Source organism: Streptomyces sp. NPDC056835, assembly GCF_042789485.1.
Taxonomy (GTDB): domain Bacteria; phylum Actinomycetota; class Actinomycetes; order Streptomycetales; family Streptomycetaceae; genus Streptomyces.
This window is the reverse complement of sequence record NZ_JBHUBB010000021.1, coordinates 114756-132653: the sequence shown is the minus strand read 5'-3', so window position 1 is coordinate 132653 and position 17898 is coordinate 114756. Positions and strand designations below refer to the sequence as shown.

At 70.3% G+C, this 17898-nt stretch carries 18 protein-coding genes and 1 pseudogene; 14 read left to right on the top strand and 5 right to left on the bottom strand.

Features of this window, described 5'->3' with window-relative positions; translation table 11 throughout:
* Positions 1–92 precede the first annotated feature (92 nt).
* Positions 93–1196: a GNAT family N-acetyltransferase gene (locus ACFRMN_RS24135; RefSeq protein WP_383022765.1), complete on the top strand. Its 1104-nt coding sequence runs from the start codon at positions 93–95 to the stop codon at positions 1194–1196.
* A 34-nt stretch (positions 1197–1230) separates the two neighbouring features.
* Here the strand turns inward: ACFRMN_RS24135 and ACFRMN_RS24130 are convergent, their stop codons facing one another.
* Complete coding sequence (locus ACFRMN_RS24130; RefSeq protein WP_383022721.1) at positions 1231–2415, bottom strand: glycoside hydrolase family 26 protein; 1185 nt, start codon at positions 2413–2415, stop codon at positions 1231–1233.
* Between the two features lie 165 nt (positions 2416–2580).
* Between ACFRMN_RS24130 and ACFRMN_RS24125 the strand changes: the two genes are divergently transcribed.
* On the top strand, positions 2581–3954 hold the full coding sequence (locus tag ACFRMN_RS24125; protein ID WP_383022719.1) for an ATP-grasp domain-containing protein: 1374 nt from the start codon (positions 2581–2583) through the stop codon (positions 3952–3954).
* 65 nt (positions 3955–4019) lie between these two features.
* Positions 4020–5287: pseudogene (locus ACFRMN_RS24120) on the top strand (FAD-dependent oxidoreductase).
* A gap of 87 nt (positions 5288–5374) precedes the next feature.
* Here ACFRMN_RS24120 and ACFRMN_RS24115 read toward each other — a convergent pair.
* The 3 genes from ACFRMN_RS24115 to ACFRMN_RS24105 form a co-directional block, all read right to left on the bottom strand.
* Positions 5375–6304, bottom strand: a complete 930-nt coding sequence (locus ACFRMN_RS24115; protein WP_383022717.1) for a chaplin — start codon at positions 6302–6304, stop codon at positions 5375–5377.
* Positions 6305–6454: 150 nt separating this feature from the next.
* Positions 6455–6688, bottom strand: coding sequence for a chaplin (locus ACFRMN_RS24110; RefSeq protein WP_365748900.1), 234 nt, complete (start codon positions 6686–6688; stop codon positions 6455–6457).
* Between the two features lie 318 nt (positions 6689–7006).
* Entirely contained in the window at positions 7007–7417 is a 411-nt protein-coding gene (locus ACFRMN_RS24105; protein WP_383022763.1) for a rodlin, read from the bottom strand.
* A 269-nt stretch (positions 7418–7686) separates the two neighbouring features.
* Between ACFRMN_RS24105 and ACFRMN_RS24100 the strand changes: the two genes are divergently transcribed.
* The 8 genes from ACFRMN_RS24100 to ACFRMN_RS24065 all read left to right on the top strand — a co-directional run bounded on the left by ACFRMN_RS24100 (position 7687) and on the right by ACFRMN_RS24065 (position 13488).
* Positions 7687–8097 (top strand): rodlin, encoded by a 411-nt coding sequence (locus ACFRMN_RS24100; RefSeq protein WP_383022715.1) that lies wholly within the window; start codon positions 7687–7689, stop codon positions 8095–8097.
* Between the two features lie 174 nt (positions 8098–8271).
* Positions 8272–8679, top strand: coding sequence for a rodlin (locus ACFRMN_RS24095; protein WP_383022713.1), 408 nt, complete (start codon positions 8272–8274; stop codon positions 8677–8679).
* A 162-nt stretch (positions 8680–8841) separates the two neighbouring features.
* Positions 8842–9357, top strand: a complete 516-nt coding sequence (locus tag ACFRMN_RS24090) for a SigE family RNA polymerase sigma factor (RefSeq protein WP_383022712.1) — start codon at positions 8842–8844, stop codon at positions 9355–9357.
* Complete coding sequence (locus ACFRMN_RS24085; RefSeq protein ID WP_383022710.1) at positions 9350–9862, top strand: hypothetical protein; 513 nt, start codon at positions 9350–9352, stop codon at positions 9860–9862. Before ACFRMN_RS24090 ends, ACFRMN_RS24085 begins: the two co-directional genes overlap by 8 nt.
* A gap of 15 nt (positions 9863–9877) precedes the next feature.
* Positions 9878–11341, top strand: a complete 1464-nt coding sequence (locus ACFRMN_RS24080; protein WP_383022708.1) for a DUF2079 domain-containing protein — start codon at positions 9878–9880, stop codon at positions 11339–11341.
* Positions 11342–11508: 167 nt separating this feature from the next.
* Positions 11509–11676: a hypothetical protein gene (locus ACFRMN_RS24075; protein WP_383022706.1), complete on the top strand. Its 168-nt coding sequence runs from the start codon at positions 11509–11511 to the stop codon at positions 11674–11676.
* A 304-nt stretch (positions 11677–11980) separates the two neighbouring features.
* Positions 11981–12787 carry an exodeoxyribonuclease III gene (locus ACFRMN_RS24070; RefSeq protein ID WP_383022704.1) on the top strand — a complete coding sequence of 269 codons (807 nt, stop codon included), beginning with the start codon at positions 11981–11983 and terminating at the stop codon, positions 12785–12787.
* A gap of 86 nt (positions 12788–12873) precedes the next feature.
* Entirely contained in the window at positions 12874–13488 is a 615-nt protein-coding gene (locus ACFRMN_RS24065; RefSeq protein WP_383022703.1) for a hypothetical protein, read from the top strand.
* Here the strand turns inward: ACFRMN_RS24065 and ACFRMN_RS24060 are convergent.
* Complete coding sequence (locus tag ACFRMN_RS24060; protein ID WP_383022762.1) at positions 13485–14117, bottom strand: MerR family transcriptional regulator; 633 nt, start codon at positions 14115–14117, stop codon at positions 13485–13487. The genes ACFRMN_RS24065 and ACFRMN_RS24060 overlap by 4 nt on opposite strands.
* 243 nt (positions 14118–14360) lie before the next feature.
* On the opposite strand from ACFRMN_RS24060, the gene ACFRMN_RS24055 reads away from it, so the two are divergent.
* From ACFRMN_RS24055 to ACFRMN_RS24045, 3 genes are read left to right on the top strand one after another with little or no spacing between them, the layout of a single operon-like run.
* A complete protein-coding gene (locus ACFRMN_RS24055; protein WP_383022701.1) occupies positions 14361–16004 on the top strand; it encodes a flavin-containing monooxygenase in 1644 nt (547 codons plus the stop codon).
* The gene (locus tag ACFRMN_RS24050; RefSeq protein WP_383022699.1) at positions 16001–16924 is read left to right on the top strand and encodes an alpha/beta fold hydrolase; all 924 of its coding nucleotides are present in this window, start codon (positions 16001–16003) and stop codon (positions 16922–16924) included. The genes ACFRMN_RS24055 and ACFRMN_RS24050 overlap by 4 nt, the downstream gene beginning before the upstream one ends.
* Positions 16921–17820 (top strand): SDR family oxidoreductase, encoded by a 900-nt coding sequence (locus ACFRMN_RS24045; RefSeq protein WP_383022697.1) that lies wholly within the window; start codon positions 16921–16923, stop codon positions 17818–17820. The genes ACFRMN_RS24050 and ACFRMN_RS24045 overlap by 4 nt, the downstream gene beginning before the upstream one ends.
* Positions 17821–17898: the final 78 nt, after the last annotated feature.

Sequence of the window (17898 nt, the reverse complement as noted above, 5' to 3'; positions counted from 1 at the left end):
CCGAATCGAGCGCGCGCACCGCCGCGACCCGCACAGCCCCTCCGGTCACGCACCTTCGCGTCTTCTCCCCGCTGTTCAGGTCCACGTCGCGGATGTCCGGCCCGGTGTTCACCACGGAGCTCTGCCGTGATGCCGGCCGCTTCGCCGAACTCGCCCCGGACTGGCATGAGTTGTACCGCCACTCGCGCACGGCCACGCCCTTCCAGAGCCATTCCTGGCTGCACTCGTGGTGGCTGTCGTACGGGAACCGGCGCGGGCTGCGGGTCGTGCTCGTACGCCGGGGCACGAAACTCGTCGCCGCGGCCCCGCTGATGCTCGTCCACCGCCCCCTGCCCGTCCTCGTCCAACTCGGCGGCTCCATCTCCGACTTCTCCGACGTCCTGCTCCACGACGACTGCGCCGAGGCGGCGGCGGTGGCGCTGGCGACATCGCTCGCCGAGCTGGCCCGTACGGCGGTGATCGATCTGCGCGAAGTACGGCCTGGGGCCGCGGCGGAACGAATCTTCGCCTGCTGGGCGGGCCCGCGCAGAAAGCTGGACGACTCCCTCTGCCTCGAACTGCCCGGCGTTCCCATGGACGAACTGCTCGGCAGACTCACCTCCTCGCGCGCCCAGCGCGTCCGCGCCAAACTGCGCAAGCTGGACGCGCTGGGCATCGAGGAGCGGGTGGTGCCGAAGGACGAGATCCCGGCGGCGGTCGGGCGGCTGCTGGAACTGCACCGGCTCCAGTGGCGGGGCCGCGGGGTCACCCCGGAACACCTCAGCGTGCGCTTCGCGGATCATCTGACCAGGTCCGTACGGTCCATGACCGAATACGGCGAAGCCCGGCTGACGGAGTTCCGGCTGTCCGGCGCGGTGGTGGCGGCGGATCTCACCCTGATGTCCGGGCGGCTGGAGGGCGGCTATCTGTACGGGGCCGATCCGGCGCTGCGTGCCAGGAAGGTGGACGTGGCCACGATGCTGCTGCGGAGCGGGGCGCAGCGGATCAGTACGAGCGGCCGCGCCACGCTCAGCATGCTGCGCGGCAATGAGCCGTACAAGCACCACTGGCGTCCCGAGACCGTCCGCAACCAGCGACTGCTGCTCGCCCGGCCGCATCTGGCGCCGTCCTTGCAACTGCTGGTCGCGCAGGCGGCGGGCCGCGACCGGGCCGCCGCGCTCGTCAAACGGCTGCGGGACGGCGGCGCCGGGGGATGACCCCGGACGCCGCCGCCCCGTACCGGGCGGCCGGTCAGCCGTCCTCGCGCCGCGACCAGTTGAGGCGGATACAGATCTTGCCACCGAGCCACTTCTCCACCCAGGGACCGAGGTCCAGCGGCATACAGGTGCCGGGCGGCCGTGTCGGCGTCGGGGTGGGCGCCGGCTCGGGCACCGGGATCGGTACGGGCTCCGGCTTGAACCCGTACAGCATGGACCGGAACATCTTCGACGACTTGGGATTCTGCCCGCACTGCCAGATGCCGTGCGGGCAGTAGTCGGTCACCGTGTTGTACACCGGCTTGTATGTGTCGATCCATTGGAGCATGCGGCGCATGTATTCCGGGTTGTCACCGTTGCGGAAGAGGCCCCACTCCGGATAGGAGATAACCTTTCCGTGTGCAGCGGCGAAATCCACATGCTCCTGTAGCCCAAAGGGCTCATTCACCTGTTCATCAAATGTCCGGCCCGGGGGCTGGTCATAAGAATCCATGCCCATGATGTCGACGACATCGTCACCTGGGTAGCACTCGGTCCAGGGAATGGCGTCCCGTCCGCGGTTCGGAGCGAAATCGAACCGGAACTTCTGTCCGGGCACTGCGCGCATGGTGGTGACGATGCGATTCCAGTATTTCTTCCACGACTCCGGGTCGGGCCCGCAGCGATGCGTGTACGTGACCCCGTTCATTTCCCAGCCGAGCACGATCACCGTGTCCGGAACACCCAGTCCGACGAGCCGCTGCGCCAGGGTCCTGAAGTGGCCGTCGTAATCGCCCCCCGCGGCCCGGCGCAGCTCACTGCGGACAAGAGCGTCAGGCACCCGCTCCTCAGTGTGTTCGAGCATCGGCACGTTGAGGACGAACAGCCGGTCGTCCTTCGCCTTTCGCCACGCGGCCCAGTCCTCCAGGAAGCCCGGGCCGCCCTCGATGTTGGACCACACGTCCCCCGGAAGATAGGTGTGCCCCACCCGCAGCTCCCTGCCGCCGAGCCATCTCTGCATGGAGGCGATGCGCCGGACGCCCTTCGGTCCGTAATCGAGATACGCGCCCATCGCGGGTTCGGGTGCCCTGGGCGGTTTCGGCTTATCGCGTGCCGCCGATTCGTCCGTCGCGGCCCGCGCGTCCGTGTCGGTGGCAGGCAGCGCCGCACCGGAAGCGAGGAGGCCGGCCGTGACCACTCCCAGGCAGGTGGTCGTCAGCCGTCGTCGTCGAAGGGGCATGTCCGCTCCTCGTGAGTTTGGACCCTCTTTCCGTGGCCTCGATCCGTGGTCACGTTGATCACAAAAGTATTTCTAATAAGCCGATCGGGAACCCGGCCTGGCGTTCCAGTAGTCCGTTCGTGAATTTCATCCCCCGCATGGGTTACCGAAATGAAGGACATCACCGTGCCGAGCTTTGACACCCGAGTCCCCGCCGTACTCATGAGGCTCGACCGCAACCCGTTCCATCACGGCACCCTTGGCGCCGTCAGATCCCTTGGCCGCGCGGGGATCGAGGTCCACGCGGTGATCGAGGGCGCGCGCAGCCCCGTGGGACGCTCCCGCTATCTGCGCCGTGCGCATCTGCGGCCCGACCACCCCACGGATCTGACGGAGTCTTCGGATCTGGCGGAGATTCAGCGGCTGCTGCTCGGGATCGCGGACGGGCTCACCACCCCGCCCGTGCTCATCGCCATGGACGATCTGAGCGCGATCGCGGTCGGCCGGCTGCGGGAGCGGCTCGGCGGCCGCTATCTGCTCCCTGATCAGCCGTCAGGACTGCCCGAACGCGTCGCGGACAAAGCCGAACTGGTCGGGATCTGCGGCACGCTCGGCATCCCCCACCCGCGCACCGTCATCCCCTCGGGCGCCGAGGAGGCCGCGGCGGCCGCCTGGTCGCTCGGACTGCCGGTAGTGGCGAAGTGGAGCCGGCCGTGGCTCCTCCCGGAGGGGACCGGGCTGCGCAGCACCCTGGTCGTACGCTCCCCGCAGGAGGCCCGCGAGCTGTACGGGCGCAGCGCCGAGGCGGGCAGCCGGCTGCTGCTCCAGGAGTTCCTGCCGCAGGGCCGGGACCTGGACTGGTTCTTCCACGGCTACAGCGGCGCCGACGGCGAGTGTCTGATCGGGGCCGCCGGACGCAAGGAACGGTCCTGGCCGGTGGGGGCCGGACTGACCGCCGTGGGCCGGTGGCTGCCGAACCCGGCGGTCGAGCGGATGGCCCGTCAGATGGTCTCGGCGCTCGGCTACCGAGGGATCCTCGACCTCGACTTCCGGCTCGACACCGCCACCGGCGCCTACCATCTGCTCGACTTCAACCCCCGGCCCGGCGCGCAGTTCCGGCTCTTCACCGACCGGTCGGGCACCGATGTCGTCCGGGCGCTGCATCTGGACCTCACCGGCCGGACCGTCCCCGCGCAGGAGGCGGCGCACGGCAGGACCTTCGTGGTGGAGAATTACGCCCTGCTGTCCTTTCTCGCGTCCCCGCGGCAGACCCTCCTCCCGTCCTTCCGGCCCGGAGGCGTCCGCCGGGCCGGGCGCGGCGTGCTGCGGCCCCGGTCCACGGAGGCCGCGTGGTTCGCGCTGGACGACCCGCTGCCCGCGTACGCCATGGCCGTCGCATGGGTGCTGCATGTCGTACGGCGTGGCTGGCGCAGGCTCAGACGGGCGCTGCCAGGACGGCGTACGGCCGGCTCCGAGCGGCCCCGCACGTCCCCCGTACGGCAGCGCGGGCGCGGCAGGAACCGCGCGAATCCACGCCCCCCTGTCTCCCACACGCCCTGATGAACCGTCCGTCAACCACCCCAAGCCCCATGTCCGAACCTCCGACACAGAGAGCGGGACACACGATGTACGACCTGGTAGTTGTGGGCGCCGGCCCCTACGGACTCTCCATCGCCGCCCACGCGGCGGCGGCCGGCCTCGATCTGCGCGTCTTCGGCAGACCCATGGCCTCGTGGCGTGACCATATGCCGCCCGGCATGTTCCTGAAGTCCGAACCATGGGCGTCGAATCTCTCCGCCCCGAAGGGCGCGTTCAGCCTTGCCGCCTACGCGGCGACCCAGGGGTGGAGGTACGGCACGCCTCCCCGCTGCCCGTTGGCTTCTTCGCCTCGTACGGCCTGTGGTTCGCGGAGCACGCGGCCCCGCCGGTGGACGAACGTATGATCACGTCCGTACGGGCCTGCCCCGGCGGGTTCCGGCTCGACACCGACGACGGGACCACCATCCTCGCCCGTACGGTGGCGCTCGCGGTCGGGGTGATGCCCTTCATCGACATCCCCGCCCCGCTGCGCGGACTCGCCTCCGACCAGGTGTCGCACAGCAGCCACCACGCCGATCTGACGCGCTTCGTGGGCAGGGACGTGACGGTCATCGGCGCCGGGCAGGCCGCCCTGGAGACCGCCGCGCTCCTCGCCGAACAGGGCACCGCCGTACGGGTGGTGGCCCGGTCGGACCGACTGAACTGGAACACCCTGCCGCCGCCCCGGCAGCGCCCCGCCCTGGAGGCGGCCCGCGCCCCGCACACCGGTCTGGGCTGCGGCTGGAAGAACTACCTCTACGCGGAGACCCCGGGCATCTTCCGCAGACTGCCCGAGACGACCCGGGCCCGGGTGTTCACCTCTGCGCTCGGCCCCGCCGGCGCGTGGTGGCTGCGGGACCGCTTCGAGCCGGCGGTGGAGGTCCGGCTGGGCGAGAGCGTGGCGGGCGCGGCCCGGGCGGACGGACGCGTACGGCTGGAACTGGTCGCCACCACGGGCCGGGTCGAGACCGTGGACACGGACCATGTCATCGCCGCCACCGGATTCACCCCGGGGCTCGAACGGCTCGGCCTGGTCGACCGTGAACTGCGGACCGGCATGCGGACGGTGCGCCCGAGCAGCGCGCCGGAGGCGAGCGCGGTCTTCGAGTCCTCGTACCCGGGGCTCTTCGTCGCCGGGCTGCTGAGCGCCCCGTCCTTCGGGCCCTCGATGCGGTTCGTCTACGGGGCGGCGTACACCGCCGAGCGGCTGGTGGCGGGGGTGCGGCGACGGCTCGGATCACGCGGCGGGTCGCTCGTCACGGTCCGCCAGCGACAGGCCTCGTCGGCGCCGGTCGCGGAGCCGAGACTGTCCTGACGGCGCCGCCCCGGGCCGGAGCGGGCGGGGCGGGGCGAGCCGGCCGGGAGAATCCGTCGTGATTCTCCCGGCAGGGCGGATACGCCGTCAGACGCGCGAGGCGGCGGTGCTGCGGCGGTAGAGGATTCCGCCACCGAGCAGCAGACCGGCGCTGGCGGCTCCCATGGCGAGCAGGTTCAGATCACTGCCGGTGGAGGCCAGCTGAGCGATCTCGCCGGAGGCCGCGGGCCTGGGCATCGTGGCGGGCAGGATCGCTTCTGAGGAACCCCGGGGGGCCGGGGTCCGCGGGTGTGTGGCGGGGGCGGCCGGGTCCACGGCACGGTCGCCCGGCGGCGTGGCGGCTTCGGGAGCCTCGGGGGCCGCCGGAGATCCAGGGGTGCCGGGGGTGCCCGGGGTGCCGTGCGGCGCCTCCGGGGTGCCGTTCGCGCAGAAGTTGCCGAAGACCGGGTTGAGGATGCCGATCAGATCCACCGAGTCGCCGCAGATGTTCACCGGGATGTCGGGGACGACCTCCAGGGCGTTGCCCGTGAGCACGCCCGGCGAGCCGGCGGCGACGGTGGAGGCGTGCGTGGAGCTGGCGGCCTCGTCGTGGTGTCTGCCCGGGGACGCCTGGCCTGGCACGCCGTGGTGCGGCGCGTGGCTCTGGGGCGGGGCCGCGGGTGTGACGTTGTCGTCCGCCTCGGGAGCCGGCCGCGTCGCGTGAGCGGGGGGAGCACCGTGTGCCGGGGGAGCACCGTGGGGCGCGGGAGCCGAGTGCGGCGCGTGCTTCGGCGCGCTCGACGTATTGGCGCAGGCATTGCCGAAAGCCGGGTTGAGCACCCCGATCGGATCCACCGTATTCCCGCAGATATTGACCGGGATCTCCAGAGGCACCTGAACGGTGTTCCCGGACAGCACGCCCGGTGAGCCGACGGCCGCCCCGTCGGCGTCCACCGCTTGGGCGTAACCGCCGCTCATGGAGAGGACACTCGACGCCGCGGCGGCGGTGAGCAGTCCTTTACTGATGAGATCTCGCATCTGGTTCTCCTCCTGCTCACCGGTGCGGCGAGCAGTGGTCGCTGGTTGAAAACGGTGCCAACTGAGGCCGGTCCCGGGGCGCATGTCGAACGCGCCCCGGGACCGGCCGAGAACACCCCCGCGGGGTGCCCTTAGAACGTCACTGCAACGTCACTTGTTGATGCACTTGTTGCCGAACGCGGGGTTCAGCAGGCCGATGACGTCGATGCTGTTACCACACACGTTGACCGGAATGTTCACGGGAACCTGAATGACGTTCCCGGAGAGGACACCCGGGGAGTTGGCGGCTACGCCCTCCGCCTCGGCGTCAGCCATGGCCGGGGCAGCGGAACCCATGGCCAGGAGCAGGCCGGCGACGACCGTTGCGGCCTTCTTGCACTTCATCTTGAGCCCTTTCCGCAGCGGCGAATACGTTCGCACGGCTTTCGTGGAACGCGAGCACGGCTTTCCCTGCTCACACGTCCGCTGCTGGAGATCCAACGATCGGACGGTGCCGAAGAAACTGTTCGGGAATTGGACAGCCGTTTCTTCACTCGGTTGCCACGATAATGTTTTCGTAACCACGTATCCCGGAATACTGCTGGAATTTGACGGAATTCCGCACGCCGCGCCGCGCCCTCGATCAGCCGTCGGAGACGTCGTACGGGCCGGCCGGGGCTCCGTTGCCCCGGCCGGCCCGTACGCGCTGCGGGAGGTGTGGGATCAGCGGTTGCCCGCGCCGTTCCCGGACAGAACCGGGATGTCGTCCAGGATGTGCGACAGCGGCTCGTCACCCTTGGCCTGGGTGGAGTTGTCCGCGCACTGCTGGTTCTGCGGGTTGGACAGGACGTTGACGTCCTGGACCGCGATCGGCGCGAGGAGGCCGACCAGCGAGCCGACGTTGGCCTTGACCGGCACACCGAGGCACAGGTCGTTCAGCGAGCCCTGGATCAGATCCGCCTGGGGGCTCAGGTCACCCTTGGTGGACTGGTTGCCGTAGGCCTCCTGGGCACCGTTCCCACTGAGGGAAGTGGTGCCTTCGTCGTTGCCGGTGGCGAACGCCGAGGGCGCCGCCGCGGCCGTGACGCCGACCACGGAGACGGCGACGGCCGCGCCGACCATAATCTTCTTGATCACGATGTGTTCCTTTTCATCAAAGAATGCGTGCGGAGCGACCTGCACAACCGGTCACCAGCTGTTTAGTTCCGCTGCTTCACTCGATCGGCTTGCCGGCGGGCGCGGCATTGTCCTGGGGCCTCGTCCCGTGTCGTAGGCGGGGAGTCGCGGCTCTGTTGATCCCCGGTAATACGCCGTTGGAGTGAAGGGCCGGAACCAAACCCGGGGTCTGGAGTTGCACCAGTAGCCCCGGGGACTTAGGGGCTTTCTTCAGAAGGGGACTCATCGTGATCAAGAAGGTTATGGCCGGTCTGGCCGTCACCACCTCCGTGGTCGGCGTTTCCGCCGCCGCCGCGCCCACCGCGCTCGCCGTCGGCAACGACGGTGGCACCACGTCCGCCAGCGGGAACTTCGCCACGCAGGCGTACGGCAACATGGCGACCCACGGCAACATGAGCCCGCAGATCGCCCTCATCCAGGGCTCGCTGAACAAGCCCTGTATCGCACTTCCGGCCAAGGCGAACGCCGGGGCCCTGCTGGGTGTCCTGCCGATCGCGGTCCAGGACATCAATGTCCTGTCCTCGCCGCAGAACCAGCAGTGTGTCGAGAACTCGACCCAGGCCAAGGGCGACGAGGCGCTGTCGCACATCCTGGACAACATCCCGATCCTGTCCGGGAACGGCACCGGCAACAACTGAGAAATCGGCTGGGCCGCCAGGCCGGGCCGCCGCTGAATTCCGCGGTGGACCGGCCTTTTTCTCTGAATATTGCATTACGCCATTCGGGGGAAGCGCCGAAACTAATCCATCCGTGAGCGAGTTGAGCATGTCGGACTCCACCGGTGGAGTCCGACTTTCCGGAAAGGTATTTAAATGAAGAAGCTGTGGGCAACCGCCGCTGTAGCGGCGTCGATCGTCGGAGCCACGGCTGCCGCCGCGTCGCCGGCGCTTGCCATCGGTGACGACTCGGGCACCACGTCGCTCAGCGGCAACGGTGCGAAGCAGGCCTTCGGCAACCAGTCCACCAAGGGCGACATGAGCCCGCAGCTGGGCCTGGTCCAGGGCTCGCTGAACAAGCCCTGTGTCGGTCTGCCGCTCAAGGCGAACGTCGGCTCCCTCATCGGCCTCGTGCCGATCGCGGTCCAGGACGTCAACGTCCTGTCCTCCCCCCAGAACCAGCAGTGTGTCGAGAACTCGACCCAGGCCAAGGGCGACGAGGCGCTGTCGCACATCCTGGACGACATCCCGGTTCTGTCCGGGAACGGTGTCGGCAACCGCTGATCCCACTCGGAGGCCCGGCCCGGCGCACTGCGCGGGGCCGGGCCTCCGGCATGTCCGGGCTCTGTCCGGGACGGGTGCGGAAAATATTCGCGGAACGGTGTCAACCGGATCACCAGCCCCATGCGTATACCTCTTGAGATCTGACCACGTCCTGGGAGCCGCATGACCGTCGAGGAGTTTGAGGAGTTCTACGCTCACTCCGTTCAGCAGCTGGTGGGACAGGTGTACCTGATGACCGGAGACCTTCACGAGGCTCAGGACGTGGCGCAGGAAGCCTTCGTACGCGCCTGGGGACGCCGGGCGAAGCTGGACAGGGACGCGGGACCCGAGGCGTGGATCCGTACCGTCGCGTTCCGGCTGGCGGTCAGCCGGTGGCGCAGGCGGGGCCGGGCCCTGGAGGCCTGGCGGCGCTACAGCGGAAGCGAACCGCACACCCTGGCCGCTCCCGAGCCGGGCACGGTCGCCCTCGTCTCCGCGCTCCAGCGGCTGTCCGAGCGACAGCGTCTGGTGACGGTCCTGCACTACGTGTGCGACCTGACGGTGGAACAGGTAGCGGCAGAGACCGGTATCTCGACCGGAACCGTCAAGACTCATCTGTCCCGGGCCAGGGCCGCGCTCGCGGCCGGGCTCGACGACTCACCCGCCTCCGACACCTCCGAGGAGGAGCACGGTGCCTGAGTTCCATCGAAGCGGCGGGGAGGATTCCCTGTCCGCCGCGCTCAAACGCGCCGCTGAGCAGAGCGGGCGGCAGGTGCTGCCGCCGGCCGTCGAGGAGATCGAGGCCCGCGGGACGCGGCGGCGGCGTGCGACCCTGGCTCTCGCCGCCGCGTGCGCGGTGTGTGTGCTGAGCGGAGCGAGCGCGGTCGCCGCGCTGAACTTCACCTCCGAGCAGCCGCCCGCCCGTCCCGCCCCCTCGTTCACCCCGCCGTCGTCGCCGTCCAGTCCGCTGTCGACCCGCAGCCAGTTCCCGTCGCCGTCCGGTCCCACCACGTCCGCCGCCGAGGAGTCCGCCGGCTCGCCCCGCGGCGAGGGGCTGTCCGGCAGTGCCTCGTCCTGGACCGCGCCCGCGGGCTCGGCAACGCCCAGCGCGACGCCGCCCTTCGGCTCGCCGTCCGGCTCCGGACCGTTGGTCACGATGTCGCCCGGCTCCGGCGCGCGCGTCTCCTCATCGCCGGCTGAATAGGGAGACCTCACACCCATGCACGGAGTCAGCCTCGCCATGCCCGGAACCGGCACGCCGCCGGTCCCGCCTGCCGCGCCGCTTCCCGAACCGGTCGCGAGCCCGACGCGGTCCGTCCGGGTCCGGGATCCCTACATCGTGGCCGTCGTCCTGTTCTGCGCGTACGCCGCCCTGTCCATATCCAGATACCTGCGACTGCGGACGATGTCCTGGGACCTGGGCATTTTCGAGCAGGTGATACGCGCCTACGCGCAGCTGGAGGCCCCGGTCGCCGACCTCAAGGGGCCCGGCGTGAACATACTCGGCGATCACTTCAGCCCCGTCGTCGCGCTGCTGGCCCCCGCGTACCGGCTCTTCCCCACGCCCGTCACGCTGCTCGTCGCCCAAGCCGCGCTCTTCGCGCTGTCCGCCATCCCCGTCACCCGCGTCGCGGCGCGTCTGCTGGGCCGATGGCACGGGCTGGCGATCGGTGTGGGGTACGGCCTGTCGTGGGGCGTGCAGCGGGCCGTCGAGTTCGACTTCCACGAGATAGCCTTCGCCGTCCCGCTGATCGCCTTCGCCCTGGAAGCGCTGCTGACGGGCCGTTGGCGGGCCGCGCTGTGCTGGGCGCTGCCGCTGGTGCTGGTGAAGGAGGACCTGGGGCTGACCGCCGCCGCGATCGCGCTGGTCGTGGCGGTGCGCGCGCGGCGTACGGCACCCCGTGTCGTCCCTGACGCGCTGGCGGTGGCGGCGCTGGCGGTGGTCGCCGCCGTGCTCACGTTCGCGTTCGTCATACCGGCCTTCAACTCCGGCGATACGTACGACTACTGGGTCAAGGTCCAGGGCGGGGCCGGTCCCCTCGACGGCTTCGACGTCAAGTTCCGTACGCTCCTCTGGATCCTGCTGCCGACCGCCGGCCTCCTCGCGCCGCGCTCCCCGCTGATACTGATCGCGCTGCCCACGCTCGGCTGGCGCTTTCTGTCGTCGGAGGACCACTACTGGGGCACGGGCTGGCACTACAACGCCGTGCTGATGCCCATCGTGACGCTCGCGCTGGTCGACGCGATCGAGCGGGTCCGCAGCAGCCCCCGGTCCTGGCTGCGTTCGTACGCGCACCACCTTCCCGCGGCGGTCGCGGCCGCGGCACTCGCCCTGACCACCTCGCTGCCGCTGTCGGCCCTGACCGAGCCGGACACCTACCGTGTCCGTCCCGAAGTGAGGTCGGTGAAGAGGCTGCTGGACCGTATTCCCGATGACGCGACCGTCGAGGCCAACGTCGGGCCGATCAGCCTTCTCACCTCGCGCTGCCGGGTCTTCTGGGTGGGCGATACACGCGGTATCACCCCGGACTACATCGCGCTCAACAACACGACCAGGTGGGTCTCGGACCCCCTCGCGTACGCGAAGCGGCTGCATCCACAGGCCACTTACACGCTCACCGGGGATGTGGGCGGCTATCTGGTGCTGGAACGGGCATCGGAACGGGCGACGGGAGCCGAGTAGGTCCGCACTCGCCGGAGCGTGTGCCTTTGGCGGACTCGCTCATGCGTTCAACTCCCCTTTATTCCATATGGGTTGTCACTGAGATTTCCCCATGCGGAGTAGTGAGTAAAGGCCACTTCGGGTGTAGAAACGAGGAATTGCACACGGAGAGGAGAGGACTCGCACCTATGGCTAGGGATTCACTCTCGATCGAAGAGATCGACAAGCCGGCGACGTCGGGCGGGGGCCCGGTTTCTGTGCGATGGGACCCGGATTGGGTGCGGCTGGATTTTCCCGAGCCCACGCGTGAGTTGGTGGAGCGCGTCGCCGTCGGACTGCGGGGGCTGGCGGAATGACCGTACGGGGAGTTGAGGGCGCCGATCTGGTGCCGGGATCCGGGCTCCGGTGGCCCAAGTGCGAGTGCGGCCAATCGATTTGCCCCGATGGCAAGGGTCCCGGCGCGGCGCGCGGAGGCGCCGGTTCCGGGGCGCTCTCCGCGCGCGTGGCCGAGCGGAACAAATGGAGCGGTCGCGGCGGGGCATGAGCGGTGTGAACGCCCGGGGAATTCCCCTGGCACCGGATTACGGACCGTTACGGGGGAACGCGGAATAGCCGTGACCGGGCCCGATGGCGCCTGAGCCGGGCGGGTAGTGTGTCGGAATGCTCACTGTGACCTCCGTGAATGTGAATGGCCTGCGCGCCGCCGCGAAGAAGGGTTTCGTGGAGTGGCTGGCCGGCACCTCCGCCGATGTGATCTGCCTCCAGGAGGTACGCGCCGAGCCCCAGCAGCTTCCCGAGGAGGTGCGCGCCCCGGAGGGCTGGCACGCGCTGCACGCCCCCGCCGCCGCGAAGGGGCGCGCGGGTGTCTCGCTCTACTCGCGGCGGGAGCCGGAGCGTACGCGGATCGGATTCGGCAGCGCGGAGTTCGACGCGAGCGGGCGGTACGCGGAGATCGATCTGCCCGGTGTGACGGTCGCCAGCCTCTATCTGCCCTCGGGCGAGGTGGGCACGGAGCGGCAGGACGAGAAGATCCGGTTCATGGACGAGTTCCTTCCGTATCTGGAACAGCTGAAGAAGCACGCGGCGGCGGACGGGCGCGAGGTGCTGGTGTGCGGCGACTGGAACATCGCCCACCAGGAGGCCGACCTCAAGAACTGGCGCGCCAACCGCAAGGCCTCCGGCTTCCTCCCCGAGGAGCGCGCCTGGCTGACCCGTGTCTTCGAGGAGACGGGCGCGGACTACGTCGATGTCGTCCGCGCCCAGCACCCGGACCGGGAGGGCCCGTACTCGTGGTGGTCGTACCGGGGCCGTGCCTTCGACAACGACACGGGCTGGCGCATCGACTACCACGTGGCGACGCGGGGTCTGGCCGCGCGTGCGGTCAAGGCGTACGTGGAGAAGGCCGCGAGCCACGAGGAGCGGTGGAGCGACCACGCGCCGGTGACGGTCACCTACGATCTCGGATAGCGCCCTTCGCGCCCGGTGACCGGGAGCGGAGGGCGGGGCCCGTACATCCGCCCGGCCTGGTGACCCCGCGGAAGGACCGAGACGCAGTGACCTGGATATCCGCCATGCTGCGGGACTTGAGGGACTGGTGTGCGCGTAAGCCGCTGCTCCCGCCGGAGGGCGGGCGGCATCTGACGCACTCCTCCGATGTACGCGTGCTGATCTGGGCGATGACCGGGATCGAGGTCGTCACCGCCGTCGTCGTCGACGCGGTGATTCCGCCCGCCCTCCGGCCGCCGCACATCTTCTGGGAGGTGATCCTCGTGGTCCTCTGCCTCGGGTTCTGCGCCATGACCGCGCGCGCTCCCCATGTGATCGAGGGCGAGGTGCTGCGGCTGCGGACCGGTCCGTTCCGGGAGCTGGTCGTGCCGCTCTCGGCGGTGAAGTCGTTACGTACCGCCCACGGCAGGTATCCGGGGCGCGGGCTGCGCCGGGTGGCCGGAGACGAGGGCGAGGGCGGCGGCGGGGACGGGGACGGAGAGGGTGACGTCGTCGCGTACTCCGTGTCGAGTGCCACCTCGGCCGTCCTCGAACTCAACGGTCCCTTGCCGGTTCGGCTGCGGCGGGGCGAGTCCGCGCGGGTCCGGCGGGTTCACTTCGCGGTGGACGATCCGGGCGAGGCCGTCCGGGCGATCAGGCGGGCGGCCGACGAGGTCGTCTAGAGGGTGTCTTCCTGGTCCGTGCGCAGGTGGCGGTCCAGGGCCAGCGAGAATTCCGCTTCCACCACGCTCTTCGCCAGCGGGCGCAGTTTCTCCGTGTCCGGTGTGGCGGTGTGGGTGCGCAGGACCGTGGCGAAGAGTTCGGCCAGGGCGTCCGCGTGGACGCGGACGCGGCGGCCGGCTTCGAGGACCGCCGCCAGGGGGACGCCCTCGCGTACCAGGGCCGCCGATACGTCCAGCAGGCGGCGGCTGATGTGGACTATCTCGTCGCCGTCCGTGGCCAGATAGCCGAGGTCGAGGGCTGCCTGGAAGTTCTTGGGGGTGACCTCGCCCTCGAAGTAGTCGGCCAGTTCCTCGGGGGAGAGCCGGACCGGGGTCTCCTCGGTGGGTTCGCCGAGGCCCAGCACCTCGCCCACGTCCCGGCCGCTCTCGAAGGCGGTGGCGAGATCGGCGATGCCGTTCAGGGTGTGGCCGCGCTCCAGCAGGCCCGCGATCGTACGGAGCCGGGCCAGGTGGTGGTCGTCGTACCAGGCGATCCGGCCCTCACGGCGCGGCGGCCGGATCAGGCCGCGTTCGCGGTAGAAGCGCACGGTACGGACGGTGATGCCCGCCTCGCGGGCCAGCTCCTCCATGCGGTACTCGCGGGGTTCGGGGCCTTCTGCCATGCCGGTCAGCTTATGGCGTACCCGGGGGTGTCGCGAGAGCCCCGCCCGGCCCGTGACCAGCGGCACGCGTGCTCGTGAACCGGCATACGCGCCCGCGCGACTTTCCGGCTCCCGACCCCTACCCATCAGTACGGCACTGCTCTACGCTCCAAACCATGCCAGTGATTACTGGCGTGGTTGCGTGGGTGTCGTCCGGTATCAGGAGGCGGTATGGGCCAGCACGAACATGACCACGAGCACGAGCACGTACATGTGGCGGTGGTCGGGTCCGGGTTCGGCGGGCTCGGGGCGGCCGTACGGCTCCGCCGGGAGGGGATGACCGACTTCGTGGTGCTGGAGCGCGCCGAATCCGTCGGCGGGACCTGGCGGGACAACAGCTATCCGGGATGCGCTTGTGACGTTCCCTCACATCTCTACTCGTTCTCGTTCGCGCCCAATCCCGACTGGCCGCGCACGTTCTCCGGGCAGCGGCACATCAGGGCGTATCTGGAGCATGTCGTGGACACCTTCGGGCTCCGGCCGCATCTGCGGCTGAACCACGAGGTACGGCTGATGCGCTGGGACAACGACGCCCTGCACTGGGAGATCGAGACCTCGCGCGGAACACTCACCGCCGATGTCATCGTCTCCGCGACCGGGGCGCTCTCCGATCCGAAGATCCCGGTGATACCCGGGCTCGCCGGGTTCCCGGGGAAGGTCTTCCACTCGGCGCGCTGGGACCACGGCTACGACCTGCGCGGCAAGCGCGTCGCCGTGATCGGTACGGGCGCCTCCGCCATACAGATCGTGCCGGCGATCCAGCCCGAGGTGGGCCGGCTGACGCTGTTCCAGCGGACACCGCCCTGGGTGATGCCGCGCGTCGACCGGGCGATATCCGGGGCCGAGCGCCGGCTGCACCGGGCGCTGCCGCTCACCGGGACCCTGCGGCGCCGTCTCCTGTGGGGCATCAGGGAGTTGCAGGTCCAGGCCTTCACCAAGCGGCCGGACGAACTCGGGCTCGTCGAATCCCTCGCGAAGGCCAATATGGCGAAGGCGATCAAGGACCCGGTGCTGCGCGCCAAGCTGACGCCCTCGTACCGCATCGGCTGCAAGCGCATCCTGCTCTCCAGCTCGTACTATCCGGCGCTCGCCCGGCCCAATGTGGACCTGGTCGCCTCGGGACTGGCCGAGGTGCGCGGTTCCACGCTGGTCGCGGCGGACGGCACCCGGACCGAGGCCGACGCGATCGTCTTCGGAACCGGCTTCCATGTGACGGACATGCCGATCGCCGAGCGGGTGGTGGGCGCCGACGGGATCACGCTCGCGGAGGCGTGGAAGGACGGGATGCAGTCGCTGCGCGGCGCGACCGCGGCGGGCTTCCCCAACTGGATGACGATCATCGGCCCCAACACCGGTCTCGGGAACTCCTCGATGATCCTGATGATCGAGTCCCAGCTGAACTACATGGCCGACTATCTGCGGCAGTTGGACGGGCTCGGGGGCCGCGGGAGCGCGGGCGGGAGCGGGCGCGTGGCGCTGGGGCCCAGGCCCGTCGCCGTACGCGCCTGGAACCACCGGGTGCAGGAGCGTATGAAGCGGACCGTGTGGAACACCGGCGGCTGCACCAGCTGGTACCTGGACGAGCAGGGCCGCAACACCACCGTCTGGCCGGGGACGACGGCCGAGTTCCGCCGGGCCACCCGGGAGGTCGATCTCGCGGAGTACGAGGTGATCCGCGCGGGCGCGGCCGTGCGGGTGCCGAGGCAGGCGGAGAGGCCGGCCGCGGAGCGGCGGGAGCCCGAGCGGCGGGCGTCCGGGAAGCAGGAGTCCGGGAAGCGCGTGGGGTCCCGGGCCGCGAAGGAGAGCGTCCGATGAGGCAGCCGCACAAGGAACGTGAACTGACCGCGGTCTCCGCCGACGGCACCCCTGTCCACATCGAGGTCCACGGCGACGAGGGCCGGCCCGCCGTCGTGCTGGCGCACGGCTGGACCTGCTCGATCCGGTTCTGGGCGGCGCAGCTCGCCGATCTGGCCGCCGATCACCGGGTGATCGTCTACGACCAGCGCGGACACGGCCGTTCGGCGCCGCCGGCCGGTCACTCCGCGGGCTACTCCACGGACGCCCTCGCCGACGACCTGGTGGCGGTGCTCGCCGCCACGCTGGCGCCGGGGGAGCGAGCCGTCCTCGCGGGACACTCCATGGGCGGGATGACGCTGATGGCCGCCGCCCGGCGGCCCGTCTTCCGGGAGCACGCGGCCGCCGTACTGCTGTGCAGCACGGGCAGTTCGCGGCTGACGCAGGAGGCGCTTCTCGTACCGCTGCGGCCCGGCCGTACCCGTACCTGGATCAGCCGGCGGATCCTCGGCGCGCGCGCCCCGCTCGGGCCGGTCACGCCGCTGTCGAAACGGATCCTGCGCTACGGGACGATGGGCCCCGGCGCCGCGCCGGACCGGGTCGCGGAGTGCGCCCGGATCGTGCACGCGTGTCCGCGGCCCGTCCGGGTGGCCTGGGCGCATGTCCTCGGCGAGCTCGATCTCGACGCGGAGGTACGGGAGTTGAGGGTGCCCACCGCCGTGATCGTGGGGAGCGACGACCGGCTGACCCCGCCGGTGCAGGCACGGACGCTGGCCGCGGCGCTGCCCGACCGAGCCGGGGAACCCGGACTCCCTGGGCTCACCGAACTCACCGGGGTGGGACATATGACGCCCGTGGAGGCCCCGGAGGCCGTCACCGGCGCGATTCGGTCCCTCGTCGGTACGTACCTGTACCTGGGTGAGAAGGAGGACGCGGCGTGAGCGGGGCGGGCCGGCAGGGTTTCCGGAATCTCGACGGGCAGGTCGCCGTGGTCACGGGCGCGGCGCGCGGCGTCGGCGAACTGCTGGCGCGCAAGCTCTCGGCGCGCGGTGCGAAGGTCGCCCTCGTCGGTCTGGAGGAGGACGGACTGAAGCGGGTCGCCGCCCGGCTGCACGCCGACCGCGACCAGTGGTACGCGGATGTCACCGACGACACCGCCATGGCGCGGGTCGCCCAGGAGGTCAAGGCGCGGTTCGGCAGGGTCGACATCGTCGTCGCCAACGCGGGTGTCGCGGCCGGCGGTCCCTTCGAGGACTCGGACCCGGACGCGTGGCGGCGGGTCATCGAGGTCAATCTGATCGGAGGCGCGGTGACGGCACGGGCGTTCCTGCCCGTCCTGCGCGAAAGCCGGGGCTACTTCCTCCAGATCGCGTCGCTGGCCGCGATCACCCCGGCGCCGATGATGACCGCGTACTGCGCGTCCAAGTCCGGGGTCGAGGCGTTCGCGCACAGTCTGCGTTCCGAGGTCGCCCACCAGGGCGTCAGGGTCGGCGTCGGCTATCTGTCCTGGACGGACACCGACATGGTGCGCGGCGCGGACCGGGACGAGGTGATGCGGGAGCTGCGGCAGCGGCTGCCGTGGCCGTCGAACCGTACCTATCCGCTCGGTCCCGCCGTGGACCGGCTCGTCGCCGGGATCGAGCGGCGCTCGGCGCATGTGTACGCGCAGTGGTGGCTGCGCGGGATGCAGTCCGTACGCGGATATCTGCCGGCCGTCGTCGCGGCGGCGGGACAGCGCGAGATGCGCCGCTTCGGACCTCGTCTGGCGGGCGTGCGAAAGGGGCTGGTCGGGGCGGGCGGGGCGGCCGACGAGAAGGAGCGCACACAGCGTTACTGATCGAAATGCGCGGAATGTCGGGGCATGTAAGTCTGGTCGAGGCCCCACTCCGGTGCCCCCCAACACCCTTTCAGGAGT